19 protein-coding genes are annotated in these 20,128 nt (G+C 35.0%); 17 read left to right on the top strand and 2 right to left on the bottom strand.

Going from position 1 to position 20,128, the window contains the following annotated elements; all coding sequences use genetic code 11:
- Nucleotides 1-77: 77 nt before the first annotated feature.
- The 7 genes from Q0910_RS14000 to Q0910_RS14030 all read left to right on the top strand — a co-directional run bounded on the left by Q0910_RS14000 (nt 78) and on the right by Q0910_RS14030 (nt 10,448).
- A complete protein-coding gene (locus Q0910_RS14000; protein ID WP_299217765.1) occupies nt 78-2,576 on the top strand; it encodes a hypothetical protein in 2,499 nt (832 codons plus the stop codon).
- Between the two features lie 135 nt (nt 2,577-2,711).
- Complete coding sequence (locus Q0910_RS14005) at nt 2,712-3,032, top strand: helix-turn-helix transcriptional regulator (RefSeq protein ID WP_034260614.1); 321 nt, start codon at nt 2,712-2,714, stop codon at nt 3,030-3,032.
- On the top strand, nt 3,025-3,888 hold the full coding sequence (locus tag Q0910_RS14010) for a DUF4007 family protein (RefSeq protein WP_299217768.1): 864 nt from the start codon (nt 3,025-3,027) through the stop codon (nt 3,886-3,888). The genes Q0910_RS14005 and Q0910_RS14010 overlap by 8 nt, the downstream gene beginning before the upstream one ends.
- Complete coding sequence (locus Q0910_RS14015; protein ID WP_299217769.1) at nt 3,881-7,105, top strand: hypothetical protein; 3,225 nt, start codon at nt 3,881-3,883, stop codon at nt 7,103-7,105. Before Q0910_RS14010 ends, Q0910_RS14015 begins: the two co-directional genes overlap by 8 nt.
- Nucleotides 7,095-8,225 (top strand): phosphoadenosine phosphosulfate reductase family protein, encoded by a 1,131-nt coding sequence (locus Q0910_RS14020; protein WP_299217771.1) that lies wholly within the window; start codon nt 7,095-7,097, stop codon nt 8,223-8,225. Before Q0910_RS14015 ends, Q0910_RS14020 begins: the two co-directional genes overlap by 11 nt.
- Nucleotides 8,226-8,236: 11 nt before the next feature.
- Nucleotides 8,237-10,003 (top strand): ATP-binding protein, encoded by a 1,767-nt coding sequence (locus Q0910_RS14025; RefSeq protein ID WP_299217774.1) that lies wholly within the window; start codon nt 8,237-8,239, stop codon nt 10,001-10,003.
- The gene (locus Q0910_RS14030) at nt 9,996-10,448 is read left to right on the top strand and encodes a GIY-YIG nuclease family protein (protein WP_062054264.1); all 453 of its coding nucleotides are present in this window, start codon (nt 9,996-9,998) and stop codon (nt 10,446-10,448) included. The genes Q0910_RS14025 and Q0910_RS14030 overlap by 8 nt, the downstream gene beginning before the upstream one ends.
- Here Q0910_RS14030 and Q0910_RS14035 read toward each other — a convergent pair.
- The gene (locus Q0910_RS14035; protein ID WP_299217777.1) at nt 10,429-11,559 is read right to left on the bottom strand and encodes a cysteine desulfurase family protein; all 1,131 of its coding nucleotides are present in this window, start codon (nt 11,557-11,559) and stop codon (nt 10,429-10,431) included. The two genes, Q0910_RS14030 and Q0910_RS14035, sit on opposite strands and share 20 nt — an antisense overlap.
- Nucleotides 11,560-11,757: 198 nt before the next feature.
- The gene (locus tag Q0910_RS14040; protein ID WP_299217779.1) at nt 11,758-12,387 is read right to left on the bottom strand and encodes an N-acetylmuramoyl-L-alanine amidase; all 630 of its coding nucleotides are present in this window, start codon (nt 12,385-12,387) and stop codon (nt 11,758-11,760) included.
- A 188-nt stretch (nt 12,388-12,575) separates the two neighbouring features.
- Here Q0910_RS14040 and Q0910_RS14045 point away from each other — a divergent pair, with 188 nt between their 5' ends.
- Genes Q0910_RS14045 through Q0910_RS14090 form a run of 10 tightly spaced genes read left to right on the top strand, consistent with a single transcriptional unit; the run spans nt 12,576 to nt 20,128 of the window.
- The gene (locus Q0910_RS14045; RefSeq protein WP_073243663.1) at nt 12,576-12,863 is read left to right on the top strand and encodes a hypothetical protein; all 288 of its coding nucleotides are present in this window, start codon (nt 12,576-12,578) and stop codon (nt 12,861-12,863) included.
- Between the two features lie 36 nt (nt 12,864-12,899).
- Nucleotides 12,900-13,178 carry a hypothetical protein gene (locus Q0910_RS14050; RefSeq protein ID WP_299217781.1) on the top strand — a complete coding sequence of 93 codons (279 nt, stop codon included), beginning with the start codon at nt 12,900-12,902 and terminating at the stop codon, nt 13,176-13,178.
- The gene (locus Q0910_RS14055; protein ID WP_299217783.1) at nt 13,171-15,573 is read left to right on the top strand and encodes a TraG family conjugative transposon ATPase; all 2,403 of its coding nucleotides are present in this window, start codon (nt 13,171-13,173) and stop codon (nt 15,571-15,573) included. Before Q0910_RS14050 ends, Q0910_RS14055 begins: the two co-directional genes overlap by 8 nt.
- A gap of 4 nt (nt 15,574-15,577) precedes the next feature.
- Nucleotides 15,578-16,210, top strand: a complete 633-nt coding sequence (locus tag Q0910_RS14060; RefSeq protein ID WP_299217785.1) for a conjugal transfer protein — start codon at nt 15,578-15,580, stop codon at nt 16,208-16,210.
- A gap of 9 nt (nt 16,211-16,219) precedes the next feature.
- Complete coding sequence (locus Q0910_RS14065; protein ID WP_299217787.1) at nt 16,220-17,044, top strand: hypothetical protein; 825 nt, start codon at nt 16,220-16,222, stop codon at nt 17,042-17,044.
- Between the two features lie 11 nt (nt 17,045-17,055).
- The gene (locus Q0910_RS14070; RefSeq protein WP_299217789.1) at nt 17,056-17,670 is read left to right on the top strand and encodes a conjugal transfer protein TraK; all 615 of its coding nucleotides are present in this window, start codon (nt 17,056-17,058) and stop codon (nt 17,668-17,670) included.
- A gap of 30 nt (nt 17,671-17,700) precedes the next feature.
- Entirely contained in the window at nt 17,701-18,630 is a 930-nt protein-coding gene (traM, locus tag Q0910_RS14075) for a conjugative transposon protein TraM (protein WP_299217791.1), read from the top strand.
- Between the two features lie 32 nt (nt 18,631-18,662).
- On the top strand, nt 18,663-19,493 hold the full coding sequence (locus Q0910_RS14080; RefSeq protein ID WP_299217793.1) for a DUF4138 domain-containing protein: 831 nt from the start codon (nt 18,663-18,665) through the stop codon (nt 19,491-19,493).
- A 7-nt stretch (nt 19,494-19,500) separates the two neighbouring features.
- Nucleotides 19,501-19,866: a hypothetical protein gene (locus tag Q0910_RS14085; protein ID WP_299217795.1), complete on the top strand. Its 366-nt coding sequence runs from the start codon at nt 19,501-19,503 to the stop codon at nt 19,864-19,866.
- Between the two features lie 49 nt (nt 19,867-19,915).
- On the top strand, nt 19,916-20,128 hold the full coding sequence (locus tag Q0910_RS14090; RefSeq protein WP_299217797.1) for a hypothetical protein: 213 nt from the start codon (nt 19,916-19,918) through the stop codon (nt 20,126-20,128).

The following is a 20,128-nucleotide window of genomic DNA, read 5'->3' on the forward strand; positions in this document are numbered from 1 at the left end:
TTTAAAAATAACTGAAAACTGTTTTCGTGAGCATTCGATTTTGCTATATTAGAGGCTATAACATTTCTTTTAAATCTATGGCAGACCTATTCACCCGACCTTCATCAAAAATTGATAATCAAGAACTCTTTTTTAAATTGTATAATGCTAAAGATGAAGAAGATTTATTAAACATAATCGGTCTTCATCCTACAATATTTGATGACTCAAACTGGAAACCATTGGGTGGAAATTTCAGTAATTATGGTGTGGTAAAAAATCAACAATCAAGTCCTATTGCCGCGTTAATAGAAAAAGTCACTAATGCCATTGATGCTTTACTAACAAAAGAATGCATTCTTTCGGGAATTGACCCAAAATCTGACACTGCACCTAAATCTATGGACGAAGCCATTCAAAAGTTTTATCCAGAAAATAATTGGGATTTATCTTCATTTCGCAAAGAACAAGCCGAGAATATTCAAATTATTGCTGACGGTAAAGGACCAAGGAACCAGAAAAGCCAATATCCAACATCTGTAGTAGTTTATGATAACGGCGAAGGGCAGCATCCCCAAAAGTTTGAGGACACCTTTCTCTCGCTACTTCGTGGTAATAAGAACGATATTCATTTTGTACAGGGTAAATACAATATGGGTGGAAGTGGTGCCATTGTATTCTGCGGAAAAAAGCGATACCAACTTATTGCTTCTAAAAGGTACACAAATGATGGTAATTTTGGATTTACCCTGGTACGTGAGCATCCTAAAAAAGAATCTGACCAAGCAAAAGAAACGTGGTATGAGTACTTATTAATTGATAAAAAAATCCCTTCGTTCTCAGCTTCAAAACTAGACCTTGGTCTAAACAATCGCCAATTTGAAACAGGCACCATATTAAAACTCTATTCATATCAGTTTCCCAAGGGCTACTCCGGGTTTGCCCAAGACTTGAACCAAAGTATTAATGAGTTTCTATTTCAACCCGCATTACCAATTTTAACAGTCGATACCGCTGACCGCTATCCAAATAATAAAGTTCTGGAAAATGATTTATTCGGTTTAAAGAGGCGTTTAGCAGCTGAGGAATCCGAATATTTAGACGAGAGCTTTTCAGAGAATTTCTCGGATGATGTCTTTGGTAAGATGAAAGTGTCCTGCTATGTGTTCAAAACCAAGGTAAAGGATTATGACCTCAAGAAAACCAAGAAAATCATACAGGACAGGTATTTTAAAAATTCAATGTCCGTTATGTTTTCACTTAATGGACAAACCCACGGTCATTACACTTCTGAATTTATTACGCGTTCATTAAAGCTAAATTTGTTAAAAAGTCATTTATTGATTCACGTGGATTGTACTGATATGAAGTACAATTTTCGAAAAGAATTGTTTATGGCCTCTAGGGACAGGCTCAAGGACGGCGATGAAACTCAATTCCTTAGAAGTTATCTGGCAAAAAAATTGAGCTCAAAAGATGGAAGGTTGGCAGAAATAGAAAAACGCAGAAAACAAGCTGTAGATATTGATACGTCTTCAAATACAAGCGAATTACTCAAAAACTTTACGAAAAATCTACCACTTGATTCTGAGTTGGCAAAATTGTTGAATCAAACATTCAAGCTTGACATAAAAAAGGAAAAGAAAACTGAGGGAAGGAAGAATCGTACTTCAAATGAAAAAGAACCCACACCTTTTGAGCCTAAGAGGTTTCCATCATTTTTTAGAATCGACGCTAACAGTAGTAATAAAAAAGAAGTTGCCACAATACCGATAAATGGTGAAAAGTCGATTCGTTTTTCTACAGATGTAACCAATGATTATTTTGATAGAATTGATGAACCTGGGGATTTAAGGGTTAGTGTACTCAACATAAAACCTAATGATTCTGATGGTGGAAATAAACCTGGTGAACCTAAAGAAATTGATGAAGTTTTTAACGTAGTAAAAAGTAGTCCAAACAAAGGAAAAATAAAAATTTCCCTTAATCCTAAAGATGAATTGAAGGTGGGCGACAGCATTCAAATAAAAGCAAGCTTGTCATCCCCTAATGGTGATATCGAGGAATTATTTTGGGTAAAAATTGCTAACAACAATAAGCCAAAAAGTGAGGCACCGAAAAAAGAAAGCGATAATGATTTGTTGGGATTGCCAAAGCTAGTCTTTATGTACAAGAACACAGAAGGGAATGCTGATACTGACGTCACTTGGGAAGCGGTTGAAGAAGCCACCAGCCTCGATGTGGATTATTCTACTGTTATGATTCCGGATGCTGAAGGCGACTTACTCAATCGCATTTTTATCAATATGGACAGTACCGTACTGAAAAATTTTAAATCCAAGGAAAAGAACATCAACCAAGAACAATTAGAATTAGCTAACCGCAAATATTACACCTCGGTATATTTTCACACCTTGTTTCTTTATACAATCAGTAAAAACAGAGGGTATGAGATTAGGCAAAAAGTAGAGGGCAAAAATGAATTGGAACACGTGGATTTAGGCCAATACCTAAAGGATTTGTTTGACCACTACTACTCAACCTTTATATTAAACTTTGGTGGTATGGAAGCTATGATGCAGGGAATTGGCGATTAACACCAAGTGATTTCCTACCCTAATATCATAGCGCAAAAATAAAGTCATTATATCCCATCCCAAAAGTTGTTAATGACTTAAATAATCCTATTTTTGTAAGGACAAATTTTGTCTCTAAAATAAAATTCAACAACGATGGAAACATTGGGTGAATATCTCAGAACACTAAGAGAATTGCAAAATCTGCCTATAAGAAAAGTTGCAGCGGCACTAGATATAGACCAGTCCACACTTGGTAAATATGAGAGAAATGAGAGGCTTCCAAAAAGAGAACTTCTGTCAGACTTCGCCTCATTCTATAATGTTGCTGTTTCTGAATTGGAAAAAAAATATTTAACCGACAAGGTTGTGTTTACCCTTTTAGAGGAAGAAAATCCAGAGCGTATTTTAGTTGAATGTAAAGACAAATTGAACTATTTAAAAAATAAAAACGGCGAATCGAAAATAAATGAATAAACTAACGTTTACAGGACACGAAACATTTCACTGTCGCCATTTTTGGTTGAAGAAGGGATACGATTATCTTTCCAAAGGACAGTCTTTCAAAAACCCTGATGCGGTAACAGCTTTAGGTGTTGGAAAAAATATGGTGATGTCCATTAATTTCTGGTTAAAGGCTTTCGGCATAAATGACCAAGAAGACGAAGCCACCGTATTCGCTAATAAAATCTTTGATAGTAATGTAGGTTATGACCCTTTTTTAGAGTACGAAGGCACGCTGTGGTTATTGCACTATAAATTGTTAGACACCAACCTAGCATCTATTTACCCTTTAGTTTTTAAGCAATTCAGGAAAAGTAGAGTTAATTCACAATTTACAACCCAGCAACTACTTAGGTATTTGATAAGGGCAGCCACTAACAATGAAACTTCGATAGCTGAAAACTCATTGAAAAACGACATCAAGGTATTCATAAAAACATACTATCTAGCCGATAAGAACATTAAGGATATGGAAGACGATTTATCGTCCATCTTCATCGACCTCAATCTTATTACTAAAGTTACCGATACCGAGGAAGGTTCGGTTTTTCAATTGAAAGTAAGTGAGAGACCAGAGATACCCAAAGAAATATTTTACTTTCTAATCCTAGACAAATTCCCAGAGTTTACGTCTATAAGTTTTGATGATATACAAAACAATATAGGTGATGTATTTGCTTGCTCTACTGAAGGTACAGAACTCAAAATTCAGGAAATATCGGAAGCTTTTAAAGGTGTTGTTTATAAGAAGGATGCCGGTAGAAAAGAAATACAAATTAAAAATATCCCTAACAAGTGGGACATATTAGAACGTTACTATAATGTATAAGTTTACAACATCCACAAATATTGAGCGTGATGCCGTAAACGACATCAATTACGTAGTTACACCCAATGCAAAAAATGTTTTTGAGAGAATAGTTTCTGGTTTTCAACAGGGACATCATTCATTTAATATAATTGGCTCTTATGGCACGGGAAAGTCTAGTTTTCTTTGGGCTTTCGAAAAAAATCTTAACGACAGAAAACCCTATTTTGCTCACCTTAATGGCCAGTTTAAAGGGGTTCAAAAATTTTCATTCTTAAAAATTATAGGGGAAGCTGCACCCTTAACAGAAGTGCTTAAGAAATCTTTCAAAGTTAAGGAAGATACAACCAATTCAGATCTTATTGAGACGATAAGTAGGCGTGCTACATCACTTAAAAACAAGGATGAAATATTAGTGATTTTAATCGATGAGTTTGGTAAATTTCTTGAATACGCAGCCAAACACAATCCAGATAGCGAATTATATTTCATACAACAGTTGGCTGAATTGGTAAATGATTCCAATAGAAATATTATTTTAATTACGACGTTGCATCAAAATTTTGGTTCTTACGCCATTGACCTATCTCAAAACCAAAAGAACGAATGGGATAAAGTCAAAGGTAGACTAATTGATATCTCATTTGACGAACCTATTGAGCAGCTACTTTATCTAGCATCCGAAAGAATAGAAGGTTTGAATATTAAAAAACCAAAGCAAATTGGTTTTCAAAATTTATTCAATACAATAAACGAAAGCAAATTGGTGAGCAATTCAGAAACTCTGAATTATGATTTAGCCAATAAACTTTATCCATTCGATATTTTATCAGCAAATGTCTTGGCTCAGTCTTTACAAAAGTATGGTCAAAACGAAAGGTCTTTGTTCTCTTTTTTGGCTAACAGTCAAGTTTTCTTTGATAAAATAGATGAAGACAATCATACATTTTTTAGTGTAGCTGACGTATTTGATTATCTAACACTTCATTTAACTAGTGAATTAGAAGATAGATATTCAAACCCACACAAGCCTCAATGGAATACCATTGTAAAAGCATTGGACAAAGCAGAGGCTATTAACGATATAGGTTATGAGCACTTAGCGAAAATCATCAAGACCATTGGTCTGGTAAACTTATTTGCAAAATCTTTCGGTAGGCTGGATAAAACTTTCCTAGAAAATTATGGTAAATATGCCTTAAACATTCCTGATTCCGAAAAATATATTGAAAAGCTCATAAGTCAAAAAATAATCAAGTTCTATAATTATCGTAATAAGTTTTTCTTTATTGAGGGGACGGATGTTGATATAGAACAGGAATTGATTGACGCAAGTTCTCATATTGATACTGTCATTAATATTGCTTCAAAAGCCAAATATTATTTTACGGAAAAATATCATTTTGCCAAGGAAGCTTATTTTGAAATTGGCACCCCAAGGTTCTTTAAGGTAAATGTATCGGATTACATAGAAAACATTAAACCTGAAGGGGGAATTGACGGCTACATACATATAATTCTCAATAAAGACATAAAACAAAAGGATTTAAAGAATACCGATGTCCAACAACCGGCACAACTATACGTACTTCTCAAAGACTTTGAATTTGTAAAGTCTTGTATCTATGAAATCGAAAAGATGGATTTTGTATTACAAAAGTATGCAGAGGACAATGTTGTAAAAAAAATACTAACGGAAGAGAAAGCCCACGAAATAGAAAAACTGCAAAAACTTTTAGAATATGGTATTTATGAAAAATCTAATGCTGATTGGTTCTATGATGGTAAAAAACTCAAAATCGATTCAAAGGTAACCTTAAACAGAAATCTTTCCTTAATAGTAAAAAAAGAATATCCTGACACACCTTGTTATTTAAACGAGATGGTCAATAAAGAGCATTTAAGCACCCCTATTCTAACCGCACGTAAAAACCTCTTGAAGGATTTACTGCAGTATAGCGAAGAGGAAAACTTAAATTATGATGACCACAAGTTTCCACCTCAAAAATCCATTTATCTGGGACTTATAAAAGAGACAGGAATACACCAGGCTCAAACCAACGGATATATTCTCACTGAGCCTACGAATTCTAGTTTTAAACCGCTATGGAAACATTGTAATAATTTCTTAGAGGATTCAAAACATATTAAAAAGAACTTGTCTGAATTATACGAATCGCTATCTAAACCACCATTTAAACTTAAGAAGGGGTTCATAGATTTTTGGATTCCTATATTCCTTATTGTAAAAAATCAAGACTATGCACTATTTCACAAAGCTTCTGGTTATGTCCCTTACCTAACCAGCGAAGTTCTTGACCTTGTGCATAAGAAACCTTCCGATTATGAACTGAAATCATATAAGATTGAAGGCGTAAGACTAAACCTTTTCAATAAATATAAAGAGATTACAGGTGTTAATACATCTAGTAACAAACCCGAAAGTTCGCTGATTTCTATTTTCAGTAGTTTCATAACGTTTTATAATGCCCTACCAGATTACGTTAAAAAAACCAATCGATTAAGTCCATCCTCTAAAGGCTTGAGGGATGCTATTGCATCTGCAAAGGACCCAGAAAATGCGCTACTATCAGAAATACCTAAAGGATTAGGATATAAAAACATCAACCTCGAAGAAAATGATAGTGAAATCCTAAATGACTTCATTGAACGCTTAAATGGGGCTATCAGTGAAATTAGAGTTGCCTACGAAGGCTTGTTAAACAGGTATGAAGAAAATATATGCGACGCTCTAAATCTGAAAATTAATGATTTTACAGATTACAAAAGTAAAATTCAAGCACGTTACAAGTCGTTGAAACCACACTTATTGATTCAAAAAGAAAAAGTTTTTCTTAACCGCATAATGTCCAAACTAGACGAACGTGATTCTTGGCTAAAATCCATTGCTGATGTGATTCTTGGAAAGTCTATCGAGAAAATGACTGATGAGGACGAAGCCCTTTTGATGGACAATACAAGAAAGGTATTCTCAAATTTAGATAATCTATTAGAATTACATTCTTTGGCAAATGAAACTGTAAATAATGAAATAGTACAATTTCAATTAACAGATGTCTCAGGTAAAACCATAAAGCAAAATATCGTTCTGAGTGCTTCTGAAGAAAAGAAAGTTTCAGAATTACAGAAAGATTTGGCCAAGGTACTATCCAAAAATGACAAATTGAGTGCAGCTGCTATAATTAGATATTTAAAAACTTTGCACGATGAAGGTTAAACACGTACTTGGAATTTCTGGAGGAAAAGATAGTGCTGCACTAGCACTTTATCTTAAAAATCTATATCCCACTTTGGATGTAGACTATTATTCTTGCGACACAGGAAAAGAATTAAAAGAAACCTATGAACTTATAGAAGCCTTAAACAGCAGGTTAGGTAAAGACATTAAAACAATTTTTGCTGTCGAACCAGAAAAAGAAACCCCGTACAAAACCACATTTGACCATTTTCTAGCTGAATATGGTGGTTATCTTCCCTCTTCAACTGCAAGATGGTGCACCAAAAAACTAAAGTTAGAACCCTTTGAGAAATACATTGGTGATGAGCCTACAATATCATACGTGGGAATACGTGGAGATGAAAACAGAGAGGGCTATATATCCAAAAAAACCAACGTGCAATCTATTTTTCCGTTTAGAAAAAATATTTGGAGCGAAGACGTTATAAAAGAAGTGTTGGCTAATAATAATATTCCAAAGATTGCAAAACTATATAACAGTCTAAGTCCAAACCATTTAAAAGAAGATATTCTCAATAGGGTCAATCAGCCTATTTCACCGAACTTTAGGCAAGGGCAAAAATTAGAATTCCTTTTAAATAGTGATGTAAAATTATTTAATCGGGTGGTATTTGAGTATTTAAAAGAAAACACCGATTATCCTGTAGGCCTTTTAGAAGAATTCCCTTTAATAGATAATGATAAAGTTTTGGTATTAGACGACATCTTTAAAATACTAGATGAGAGTGGTGTTGGCATACCAGCGTACTATATAAAAAAATCATACCAAGTAGAAATTGATGGTAAAATAGAAACTGGCACCTATTCTCGAAGCAGGTCGGGTTGTTTCTTTTGTTTTTACCAGCAAAAAATAGAATGGGTTTGGCTCTTGGAAAATCATCCAACCTTATTTAAAAAAGCTATGGTATATGAAAAAGACGGTTACAATTGGATGGATAGCGAGACCTTAGAAGAGCTGTCTAAACCAGAACGAGTTAAAGCCATTAAAAAAGAACATTTTACGAGAATGAAAAGGCAGCTTAGCAAAAGAACCACCAACAGTTGGAAAGATGAAATTATTGAAGCGGAAGGTCTTGGTTGTGCTAGCTGCTTCATTTAAAATATAAATATATGAGTGATAAAATCGATTTATCCATAGATGCCGGTAGGCTTCTTTTTGGATTGAGCAGAATTGGCTACACAACTTCCGCCGCCATTTGTGATATTATAGATAACTCTGTAAGAGCAAATGCAAACAACATACACTTATTAATCAAAAAAGAACGTGAAGATTTTTCTGATAGTAAGAGGAACAATGTCAAGGAATATATCATCATAGACGATGGCGATGGTATGGACGCAAATGCAATCGAAGAGGCATTAAAACTTGGCTCAACAGATGACCATTATGACGATAAGTCCCTATCAAAATTTGGCTTGGGTTTAAAATCAGCTTCATTTTCTCAGGGTGATGTACTCAAAGTTATTTCTTCGAATGGTAGTGGATTTAATAAGTATGAAGTCTCTCTTCCAAAAGTAATGGACGCAAAAGAATACTTTGCAGAAAAGACTGAAATTGACGAGAATGAATCTGAACTAATTGATACCTATCTAAAAGAAGGCAAAGGTACCATCATTATTATTTCTGCTATTCGATTAAACAACCATCCAAGTGTTAGAAATACCATTAAGGAACTTAAAACAAAAGTTGGTGTCATTTATTTCTATTTCCTATCTGAAAGCGGAATCAATATTACGATTGGTGACAAAAAAATAGATGCCATTGACCCGTTGTTTGTAGCTGAAGCCAACGAAAATGGAAACTTGAATGAAAATGAATGGGACGGAACCGAAGTGCAATGGATAGAAAAACCAAAAGAGCTTACCCTTGATGATGAACTACAAATAAATGTCACTATTGAGATAACGCAACTTCCTTATCCACCTATTTATAGAATTAAAAATATAGGTGAGTCGAGAGACAAGGAAGTGCGCGAAAGATATTTAATTGAAGCAGGCAACTATGGTTTTTATGTGTATAGAAATAAAAGACTGATATCTTGGGCTTCAAACCTACAAGGTATTATCCCATACGACCAAGATTTTTATGCCTTTAGGGGAAGAATACTTATCAATGACGAGGCAGACGATTTCTTCAATATTGATGTAAAAAAATCCTCGCTAACCCTCTCTGAAGAAGCCTTTAGAAATATTAGTGATTTTGCCAAGGAAGCTAAAAGTAAAAGTAAGGCAGCTTGGAAAAACGCAGGTAAGATAAGTCGTGACATTATAAATAAAGCACCTAATGAAATCGCAAATAAACTCTTAGAAGAATTTGAACAGATAGAAATTCTGCCAGGTGATGACCTACCCGATGAGGAAATAGCTTTAGAGCGATTAAAAGCCATCACGGACGATATGACCTCAAAAATCAAGTGGATAATTAAAATGATGAAAGAGGATAAGGGTGAAGAAGTGGATGATGTAGATGATGACTATACCGATGATGAAAAAGAAGAGGCCGTTAAAGGTGAAAAGAATCCTAACCTCACGAAGATATTCAGGGTATCATCTGTTGAAGACAACCTTTTGTGGGAACCTTACTATGATACCGATTTAGGTAATTGTGTAAGGATTAATAAAATTCACCGATTTGCAAGATTAATCTATGAAGATAACGCCGAAAATAGAGATTTACAGATTCTGTTCGACTTAATGATGCTTCAATTTGCCGATTCCGAATTATACGCCTACAAGAATATTGAAAAATATGAATACGACGACCTAAAAGTTATTTTACGTGAATCCAGAAGAATAGTATCAGAATTTCTTGCCAATATGTGCCGAAAACTAGAGAACGATTTGCCACCAAATTACAGTGACGAAAAGTATGCTTGAGACTAGTATTATGGGGGCATTTAATGGTGCAGACCAAGCTTATATCTACATCTGGCTTTCCAAAAAACACAAAATTGTTTATGTAGGAATGACCAACAGTTATACTGGTACAATTGGTAGAGCCGGTGCACACTTTAATAGAAAGGGAACTTTGAGAAAACGATTTAATGAAACCCGGGGCTATGAGGTAAATGATGTAGACGACATATTACTTCTATCCTTTCCATTGCCTAAAACAAGAGAATTTATATCAGTTGAGAAATCATATAGGGAAGCTGTTGAGTATTTGGTACAAAAAGAGTTGATATTGTTACGCGGTAAGCTCAATCCCACTTTTGATGTTATCTCTTGGGTAAGACTAAGTCCTAGAACAGGAAATTCGAGAATCAAAAGATTAGCAGCTGAAATAGTAAATTCTTTTGAAACTAACTATTCTCGTTTTTAAGGGCATTGATTAAAATATCTAAATGTGATTGAGATGTGGGACTTCCAAAGCTTATTCTGATGCTACTTTCGGATTCTTCCTTAGTTAGCCCCATACTTTTAAGCACGTGGGATTGTTGCAATAATCTAGAATTACATGCAGAACCCATTGATACCGAAACTGTGTTTTTGTGCTTTAAAATAAATGACTCTGCATCTTGATTTGCCAGTTGTATATTAAGAATATAGGGACTTCTGCTCGCTGAAAATCCATTGACGGTTCCAAGTTCAAGTTGGTATAATTCTTGGGTCAAATACCTATTTAATTTTTGAATCTTATCGTAGTTTACATGCAATTCGGACTTTGCCAGTTCACTTGATTTCCCTAACCCTACAATTCCATGAACATTTTGAGTTCCTAAATTTACGGATTCAATAAGTCCCTTAACTATTACGCCTGATTTAGTTTTAGCAGTTGTATTGACTAATAAACCACCGATACCTTTAGGTCCATAAATTTTATGCGCATTGAAACATAATAAGTCTATATTTTCCTCTTGGAAGTTGAGCGGAAGTTTTCCATAAGATTGTGTCGCATCTGTAAAAAAAAGAACATTTTTCTTCTTGCATATAGCACCAATATCCCGAATGTCTGTTATAACACCGGTTTCATTGTTCACGTGCATTAAGGCTACAAGTATTGTATCACTTCCAATACTATTTTCTAGTAAATCTACATCTATTTTTCCATTCTCATCAACATCAAGATAGGTTACCTGAGCACCGATTTTTTCTAAATCCTTACACGTATCCAAAACAGCCTTGTGTTCTGCCGTTGATGTAATAATATGGGTGCCTGTATCTAAACTATTGTAGAAAACTTGACTCATGGCCAACTTGATGGATTCCGTTGAACCACTAGTAAAGAAGACCTCATTCTCTTTACAATTCACAAGTCTTGAAACTTGATTTCTGGCTTCTTCAATCGCTTTAGAAGCTATTTCCCCCTGTTTATGAGTACTACTAGAGGCATTCCCATAGTAATTAAGAAAGTACGGCGACATTGCCTTGTAAACTTCCTCGTTTACTGGTGTAGTAGATGCAAAATCAAAATATATTGGTTCTTCGTTCACTGTCTTTAAATAACAACAGCAAAGTTAAAAATATAAATATCTATTTCTTGAAAAATGAATATCCTTTTTGGCAAACCAATGAAAATTAGAGTTTTCGTAATGCTGCGATCATTAGTTTAATCTCTAAAAAAGTTTCCACCAAGACACTCTTTATACTCTTCATCACTTCTGTAAACATATCTTTCATAATTTCATTTTTTAAAATTGTAGAATATTTAAAATAGACAATGCAAGGGCAAAAATGCTTTCTTGCCGTTTGATATACTTCGCTTCATCTCGATTAGACAAAAACCCAAGTTCTAACAAAATCGAAGGACAATAATTTATGGTTTCCCATAACACTTGAAAGTTTGCAAACTTTACACCTCTGCTCTCATATCCTATAATCCTGCAAAGCATCTTTTCGATTTGATACCCTATATAAATAGATTCCTTTAAATAGTTCGTTTGCTTTCGAGATGCATAAACTTCTATTCCTCTCGCATTTGCGTTATCTGAATGATTACAGTGCAAAGACACAAACAAATCTGCTTTAAGAGCTTTGGCCAGCTTAGTCCTGTCAGATAAAGAAATGAGTGTATCGCTATACCTAGTTAAGTAAATATCCAAAGGCTTATCCAACTTATCATTTAGCTTCAAAATGGTATTTGCAATATTGAGTACAACATCCTTTTCTTGGATGCCATTTACACCTATCGCACCAGCATCTTTTCCACCGTGGCCAACATCAATTACGATTCTTTTTTGAGTACTCGTTTCTTGTCCAAAAACGATACACATTTTTAGAAGCAAAAAGACAAAACTGACGTTTTTAAGCACTTTTTTCATTTTCAATTTTTGTGTTATCAACAACTTTCCTTCAAAATTTCATAGAATTTGATGCCAAATAATAACAATTAAATTTAATTGATTTCAAATAATATTTTATTCACAAATATTTGATTATCAGTTATTTAATCACAAATATATGTAAATTTAAGAAAGGGAAATGAACAAAAAATCTAAACAGTTTTATTATGAAAAAATCAATCTACTTAGCAACTTTTTTATCGTTGCTCTCAACATCACTTTTTGCTCAAATTGGTGGAATTGAAGATTCCGTTAATGATGTGGGCGATACCATACGTACCATATTTCCAATTTTACTTGGTGTCATCTTTCTAGTTGGTTTCCTTTTTAACGCAGGGCATTTCTTTGGGGAAAATGCAGACCTAAAAAAAGGAATTACTAGAGTACTTGTATTTGTTTTGATTGCTGGCGCAGTTGTCGGCATCTTCACATACCTAATAGGCATCGTAGTATAAATGAACCCTCATCGAGGGCTTTATTAGAAAAGCTGTATGAAGAAATTCGAGGTCTATAAAAACATTAGAAAAAGGGCAGTCATTTTTGGGCTGCCTATTTCCCTGTTCGCCCTAATGATGGTGTCTATTTTGGCTTCGCTGCTCATTATCATTTTCTCTTTCAGTTTCGAGATAATAATTGGCGTTCTCGTTTTTAATGCTGCCTTGTACGTAGCCTTAACTAGAATAACGCATAACCCGCAAATCTTTCAGATGGCGAAAGCCTTTCCAAGAATAATAAGTAACAAAAGAAATTCTGGCTTCAATTATGAATAAGATTAACCTATCAGAATATAGACCCATTACAGATATTCAAGACAATATCATATTTGCCAATAATGGCAATGTCGTTCTGTGCTATAAAGGAACGCTACCAGAAATTTATTCCCTATCAGAAAAAGACTTTGAGGATATACACGGCGCTTGGTTTCAGGCTTTAAAATCTTTACCTATTGGCACGGTGGTACAAAAACAGGATATCTACCTTAAAAAGAGTTACACTTCAGAAGAACTTCCGAGTACAACATTTTTAGAAAAAGCAACACACGACCATTTCAAAGGACGTGCTTATATGGAACATCGTTGCTTTTTGTTCTTTACGCTCACTAAGAACAAGGCTCTAAATAATTCAAAATATGTCAATCCTTTTCGTAAAGTTTCAAAAGGTATTGTTCAACAATTAGATGACAACGTTAAGAGCTTCATCGGCTCGGTTAGTGATTCGGTTTCTTTTATAAACAATAGCCGAAAAATGACCTTTGTTCCGCTTAACGCGAAAGACATTCAACAACTCACAAATAGCTATTTCAACGGTTTCAATGAAGGCTTTGATACCGACATCATATTAGATAAAAAAAGCGTCAATATTGGCGAAAACCATTTTGATGCCCTGGCCATCAATAGCGAACTGTGCTTTGGCGAAAGTGTACAGAGTAGCAAGACCAATGAGAAATTCACTTCTGACGATTTTGTGTTTCATCAAGGGTTTATTGATGGCTTAGGGCTTACGCTTAATGAGAATCATATTGTTAATCAAATCCTGTATTTGGATGACAAACAGAAGTGGCGCAAGCTGCTCGATAAGAAAGTCGAGGAACTCAACAAAAGCTCAAATTTCGGTTCACAGAACAAAGTGGTGCTTGGTAAAATTCAACACATTCTGGACCAAATAAATGCCGATGATAATGCACGCATTATTCGTGGTCATCTCAACATTGTCTATTGGGACAAGAACCCAGAAAATTTAAGTCGAATCGGTTCAAAAATCAAAACCGAGTTTAAGGAACTAGACATTATTCCATATTACCCACGAGGCGAAGAACGCAAAAACTATATACTAAATAGTTACTGTTGTTATTCTTCCAATTTCTCAAATAATGATTTATATGTAACGGATTTGAAACACGCTTTATGCTTGTTTATCAATAATACCAATTACAACTCTGATGCTACCGGAATCATCTTTAATGATAGAGAACATAATATTCCGGTTCTAAAAGATGTTTGGGACGAACGTAAGAAACGTATCAAGGCACGCAACTTTGCCATTTTCGCCCCTACGGGCGAAGGCAAGTCTTTTTTAGCAAATAACATTCTACGCCAATATTTTGAGAGCGGTGTCCGTCTAGTCATAATAGATTTGGGTGGTTCTTATACCAAGTTTGCCAAACTCTATCCTGAGAAATACACTGTGCTTCGTTATGAAAGTGGAAAGAATCTAGGCATTAATCCTTTTTATATAAGTGATGTAAACGACCTCACACCTGAACGTTTGGAAGACTTATCTGTATTCTTATTTGAACTGTTCGCCTCTGATTTAAAAGTGACCAAAGCACAATCAGTTTCGGTTAAAAAGATACTGCGCCATTATTACAACAATACTTCAGAAAATCATTCGCTGGATGGTTTTTACAATTTTATAGAGCGGAATCAGAAAGACCTTCTGAACACCTTAAAAATCCATCCCGACTATTTCAATATTACCAGCTTCTTGCACGTAATGTCTGAGTATGTCGGCGATGGTCTATATAGCTTCCTCTTTGAAGTTAGCGAAGACCAAACCTATAAAATTGAGGACAAACGCCTAATTGTTTTTGAGCTAGATGAAGTAAAGGATAACAAGGAAATCTTGTCCGTAATGTTGAAGCTGATTAAGTCGGCCATCCAAAGAACAATATGGAAAAACAGGGCTGAAAAAGGTATCATCCTTTTCGATGAGTTTGCCAAACAACTAAAGTTTGACAACGTACTGGAAAGTGTTGAATTCTACTATCAAGCTATTCGTAAACAGAATGGTGCGATTGGGATTATTCTGCAATCCATTAATCAGCTGCCCAATAATTCAACATCTGCTAGCATACTAGAGAATACGCAGGTCATTTACAGCCTAAACAACGAAAAAGGCTATGACGAATTGGTCAAAAGGCTCAACCTTTCAAGCCACGATTTAAACCAGTTAAAGTCCATCAAGAACAACCTTTCCGGACCACGAAAGTACACCGAAATGTTCATCAAAATAGGAAAGCAAAGCAACATTTTTAGGCTTGAAGTTCCCAAAGAAGTGTATGCAGCTTATCTGACCGATGGACAAGAAAATGAGGCCATAATGGCCATTTACGAAAAGACCAATGATATGGAATTAGCTATAAAAGAATTCACATCTAAAACATAATATTATGAAATCAAAAATTCACGAATACCAAAACAAATACGTAACAATTAGTAAAACAAAAATCAAAACAATCTTGTTTGGGCTATTCTTAACGGTCGCCCTTTTATTGCCTAGCGGCTCTAAAGCCCAAGGAATGCCAGTTTATGACAACACTAACTTTGTAAGCTTGGTAAAACAACTTATAGAATCAGGCAAGCAGACAGCTGAAATGATTAAGTCTGTAAAATTCCTGAAAGATGCTAAAGAAGCTATAGAGAAAGTATCCAGCGTTGTACAACAGCTTAGAGCAGTTGAGGAAATTGCACAGAACAATCAACGCCTTATCAACGTAATGCAAAACGATTTACAGGATATTTTAAACTCACCCTATATAAAACCAGAGGAAGTAACACGAGTTGCGGAATCATTCGACGCCATAGTCCAAAATTCTTTGGACACGGTTGAATTTATGGGTGAAATCCTATCCAGCGATAATTTAAAGATGTCAGATGCTGAACGTGCTGAAGTTTTAAAGCAGAAAGAACAGGAATCAAAGGAAATGGTTGCTAATATCACAACTAAAACTAAACGCTACAAGGACATTATTTCCTTCAGAAAAATGCAGGATAAAATTAATAACCGTGAAACCACCTATTAGAGAAAAGTAATGTCAATCGGACTAGAATATATCGATACTGTATTTCAAACCATACAGAATAGCAGTTTCTCGCAATACACCATTGCAGGAATGAAAACACTTGCCGTATTGTTCTTTCTGGTTAATATCCTTAAAAAATATAATGAGGGTATTGCCGATAAGGACGGATATACTTGGGGGTTGAGTCCAGGAGAACTGGCAAAGAATTTTGCCATAGTTCTCCTGGTTATTTTTTCTACTCAAGTACTGGGTTTTTTTGATAGTATTCTTGTGTCTATAGAAGCACAATATCGTGGTACGGCACCTGCCTTACTGCCCTTGCAGATGCAAGATATTCCTATTGAAGAAGATGTCAACCTTATGGATGCCGCAAAAAATGCTATGACATTATTATATGAAGCCTTGGTCACACCACTTTATGGATTCAAAATATTTGCATTTATCATTAGTCTTATCCTCTGGATTTTAGATTTGTTCATCTACCCGCTTTTCCTTGCAGAACGCTATTTTTTATTGGGTATAATGCAAGCCTTTTTTCCGTTGGTAATCAGTCTGGCGGTTTTTGAAAAATTCCGTTCACTTGCCTATACATTTTTCAAATTATACGCTGCGGTTTATATGTTGGTGCCAGCCTTCTTTTTGGTCAACGTATTTGTAAATGCACTCTATACGGAAATCAATACGAACTTCTGGACAAACCTTTTTGGAACTGATGTTGGTCAGGGCTTTTTTGCACCTGTAGTTCAGCTTGGGTCGGTTGGTTTTATTGTTTTTCTAAAATTCAAATTATACAAGCGCGCCACCTCATTTACCCTCAGATTATTTACAAGTTAATTCCAATGAAAATGAAAACACCATATAAGAACATATACAACGTCTTAAAATTGAACAGATTTATCGTGTTGGCAGTTGTCATTTTTGCAATGCTATCTAGCACCTTTTCATTATGGATGGCTTTTAAAACGAATAAAGAAGCGCTCAATAGTGCCTTTGCTATCAATACCGATGGTAGTATTATTCCGTTGAAGCTCGTTACCCAAAAAGAAAATTTCAAGGTCGAGGCATTAGCCCATTTAGACCTGTTCCACAACTACTTCTATAATATCGATGCCAGTAACTACGAAAGGAATCTTGAAAAGGCTCTGTGGCTGGGTAATAGTTCTGTGGACAATCTATATCGCCAGAAAAAAGCTGATGGTGTCTACAATCGATTATTGCAATATTCGCTTATTCAAAAAGTACTAAGTATTGATTCACAAATAGGGGAACAAAACGGAACATACACCTTTAGAACGGTTACCGTCTTTGAAATCAATAGAGGCTCAATAATAGACACTTATGAACTGGTTTCTAGTGGAAACTTAATTCCCGTTGATAGAAACTTTCCGAACAATCCACACGGTTTGTTGATTACAAACTATTTCGAGAACACCTTAAAAAAATTAAACGATGAAAGTTGAGCCGATAATCGGCACTTAAAAACCACGATTATGAAAGTAGAAAAGAACAAAATAGTTTTTGCAGCAGTACTAGCTGTGATTTTCATTTTCCTGATTTCCTATTCTATGATGGTTATGGGCGATGACGAAAGTGAAAATGAAAACCTTGAACAAACCTTGGTACCGGACTTGGACGAAAACCAAAAAGAGTATGATTCCAAACTTGATGCTATCAATGACTTAAAGGAAGTGCGCGAGAATAACGCACCTAGCATCTACGATGAAAAACTTTTGGATTCCACAGGTCTTTACAATCCTGATTTGCCAGAACTCGAAAAAGAACGCATTGTGGATAGTATATACAATGCAGGTAAAATTCAATACTCTGACAAGAAATACAGAAACTTAAGGCAAAAGAAAGTTGTGAAAAAAAGCGCACAACAAATCGATTCAGCCGAAATAATGCGAGAACAAAAAATTGAAGCCAAAGAATTAGGGCTAGAGCATCAATTATTCTTTGCTGCTTCGCCAAAACCCAATGAAGTTTCGATTATTGGCAATACGGATGAAACGATATATGTGGTTGTCGATGGCGACCAGGTTGTTAAGGCGAACACTAGATTGCGGATGCGTCTTACTAAATCAGCAACTATAAATGGTAAGCCAATGCCAAAGAATACACCAGTTTTTGGGTTTATTAGCTTTCAACCTAATCGTGCTTTAATCGAAATTGAGAATATTAAGCATCATCCTACCAAATTGAAGGCATTCGATTTGTTGGATGGCAGCGAAGGTATTTATGTGCAAAATAATTTTAGAGCAGAAGCTACCACAGAAGTTTTGGATGATGTTATTGGTGATATCAATATTCCTACCGTTCCCCAAGTGGGCGGAATCACGCAGGTATTTAGACGTCGTAATCGAAACGTGAAGGTAACTGTGCTCAACAACTACAAATTAATTCTAAAACCAAAATTATGAAGCCCATAATGGGTATTTAAAAACGCACTCTTATGAAAAAGTATATTATAATTTCAGCTCTCATTATTTCCGCTTTCGCGAAAGCTCAAACAGACACAGTACTAGATACAATTTATGCAAACGACACTAAAAACGTTGCGCTATTTTTTCCAGAACCCATACGACAAGGCATAACCGGTTCGGATAATTTTGTTTTCAGCTATAATCGTGAAAAAGAACAATATTTCGGGCTGCTTCAGGCTAAACCTGGCAAAGAAAGTAATCTACTGGTAGTCAACAGGAATGGTGCAATTTTTTCGTATATTGTAAGATATAAGAAGCATCTGTCAAAGCTCAATTATTTTATCCCAGTAACAAATAGTATTGGGAATGAAAAACCAATTGTAACCGATTCGATTCAGGTTGTTACTTCTGAAAAGAATATAGATAACAGGACCTACTATTATCAAAAATTCTGTTCCTATCTTCTTAACAGAAACCAGCGTGTTGGTCGGATTAAGAAGCGAACTCAAGGCATTGTCTTGAATGTTGAAAATATTGTTTTTGATAAAGAAGAACTCTATTTTGTTATTCAGATTGAGAATAATTCTTCAATGGATTACGATTTGAATTTCTTGAACCTCTCAATCGAGACCCGACAAAAAGGGAAAAAGAAATCTTTACAGAGTTTATATCAAGAGCCTATTTACAAGCACTATTTGCCGTCAAAAATTGCAGAAGGTAAACTGGTACGGTTTGTTTATGTAATGCCCAAATTTTCATTGTCCAATGACCGTAGGGCAATTTTAGAATTGAACGAGAAAGATGGTGAACGAAATATAAAACTGAATATATCACATAGATATATCAATAACCCAAATTAATAATATTATGAAAAGATTACTTATTTGCTCACTTGTACTTCTATTTATTTCCTGTGCTGGGAATAAGGATATGTCTCCTTCTGAAACTGCCAAAGTTGTTGCCGAAAGTTTTTATTACGGTGATAAAGCGTCTCTAAAAAAACATACTACTGCAGAAGGCTATGCTAATCTTTCCAGCATTCAAGAAATGTTCGTTCAGGATAAAAATTCAAAATCCGACTTCAAGATTGTTGATGAAGTTATGGAAGGTGAAGTTGCTTGGATAAAGTATTCCACAGCATATGACCCAAAACCTGGTGTTTTTAAATTGATTAAAGAAGATGGACTATGGAAGGTTACCCACAACGGACCAAGAGATAATGGACCTTTTTAAATCTCCTATGTCTTTTAGAAATAATGCTTTGAATTTCAATATTTTACATATGAAAAACAGTAAGAGAGATATAATTGATATTTTACTATTGATTAAACAAATCAGCAATTCCTCATCTAATTTATTCTATTTCAAACACCTGAGAATCTTTACACCACCTATTACACCACCTATTACACTACCATTTGACCACTTATTGAATACAAACTCTAAACAAAAACAATCTGGTGTTCTGATTTCAATCAATCATGTTGAATTGTAA

Source organism: uncultured Aquimarina sp., from assembly GCF_947495315.1.
Classification (GTDB): domain Bacteria; phylum Bacteroidota; class Bacteroidia; order Flavobacteriales; family Flavobacteriaceae; genus Aquimarina.

Bases quoted from the DNA above. Each gene is read 5' to 3' on its own strand.
- Q0910_RS14055 (WP_299217783.1), top strand. From the start codon at position 13,171: ATGAATAAGATTAACCTATCAGAATATAGACCCATTACAGATATTCAA.
- Q0910_RS14000 (WP_299217765.1), top strand. From the start codon at position 78: ATGGCAGACCTATTCACCCGACCTTCATCAAAAATTGATAATCAAGAA.
- Q0910_RS14085 (WP_299217795.1), top strand. From the start codon at position 19,501: ATGAAAAGATTACTTATTTGCTCACTTGTACTTCTATTTATTTCCTGT.
- Q0910_RS14015 (WP_299217769.1), top strand. From the start codon at position 3,881: ATGTATAAGTTTACAACATCCACAAATATTGAGCGTGATGCCGTAAAC.
- Q0910_RS14090 (WP_299217797.1), top strand. From the start codon at position 19,916: ATGAAAAACAGTAAGAGAGATATAATTGATATTTTACTATTGATTAAA.
- Q0910_RS14045 (WP_073243663.1), top strand. From the start codon at position 12,576: ATGAAAAAATCAATCTACTTAGCAACTTTTTTATCGTTGCTCTCAACA.
- Q0910_RS14065 (WP_299217787.1), top strand. From the start codon at position 16,220: ATGTCAATCGGACTAGAATATATCGATACTGTATTTCAAACCATACAG.
- Q0910_RS14060 (WP_299217785.1), top strand. From the start codon at position 15,578: ATGAAATCAAAAATTCACGAATACCAAAACAAATACGTAACAATTAGT.
- Q0910_RS14005 (WP_034260614.1), top strand. From the start codon at position 2,712: ATGGAAACATTGGGTGAATATCTCAGAACACTAAGAGAATTGCAAAAT.
- Q0910_RS14020 (WP_299217771.1), top strand. From the start codon at position 7,095: ATGAAGGTTAAACACGTACTTGGAATTTCTGGAGGAAAAGATAGTGCT.
- Q0910_RS14080 (WP_299217793.1), top strand. From the start codon at position 18,663: ATGAAAAAGTATATTATAATTTCAGCTCTCATTATTTCCGCTTTCGCG.
- Q0910_RS14025 (WP_299217774.1), top strand. From the start codon at position 8,237: ATGAGTGATAAAATCGATTTATCCATAGATGCCGGTAGGCTTCTTTTT.
- Q0910_RS14050 (WP_299217781.1), top strand. From the start codon at position 12,900: ATGAAGAAATTCGAGGTCTATAAAAACATTAGAAAAAGGGCAGTCATT.
- Q0910_RS14010 (WP_299217768.1), top strand. From the start codon at position 3,025: ATGAATAAACTAACGTTTACAGGACACGAAACATTTCACTGTCGCCAT.
- traM (WP_299217791.1), top strand. From the start codon at position 17,701: ATGAAAGTAGAAAAGAACAAAATAGTTTTTGCAGCAGTACTAGCTGTG.
- Q0910_RS14030 (WP_062054264.1), top strand. From the start codon at position 9,996: ATGCTTGAGACTAGTATTATGGGGGCATTTAATGGTGCAGACCAAGCT.
- Q0910_RS14070 (WP_299217789.1), top strand. From the start codon at position 17,056: ATGAAAACACCATATAAGAACATATACAACGTCTTAAAATTGAACAGA.
- Q0910_RS14040 (WP_299217779.1), bottom strand. From the start codon at position 12,387: ATGAAAAAAGTGCTTAAAAACGTCAGTTTTGTCTTTTTGCTTCTAAAA.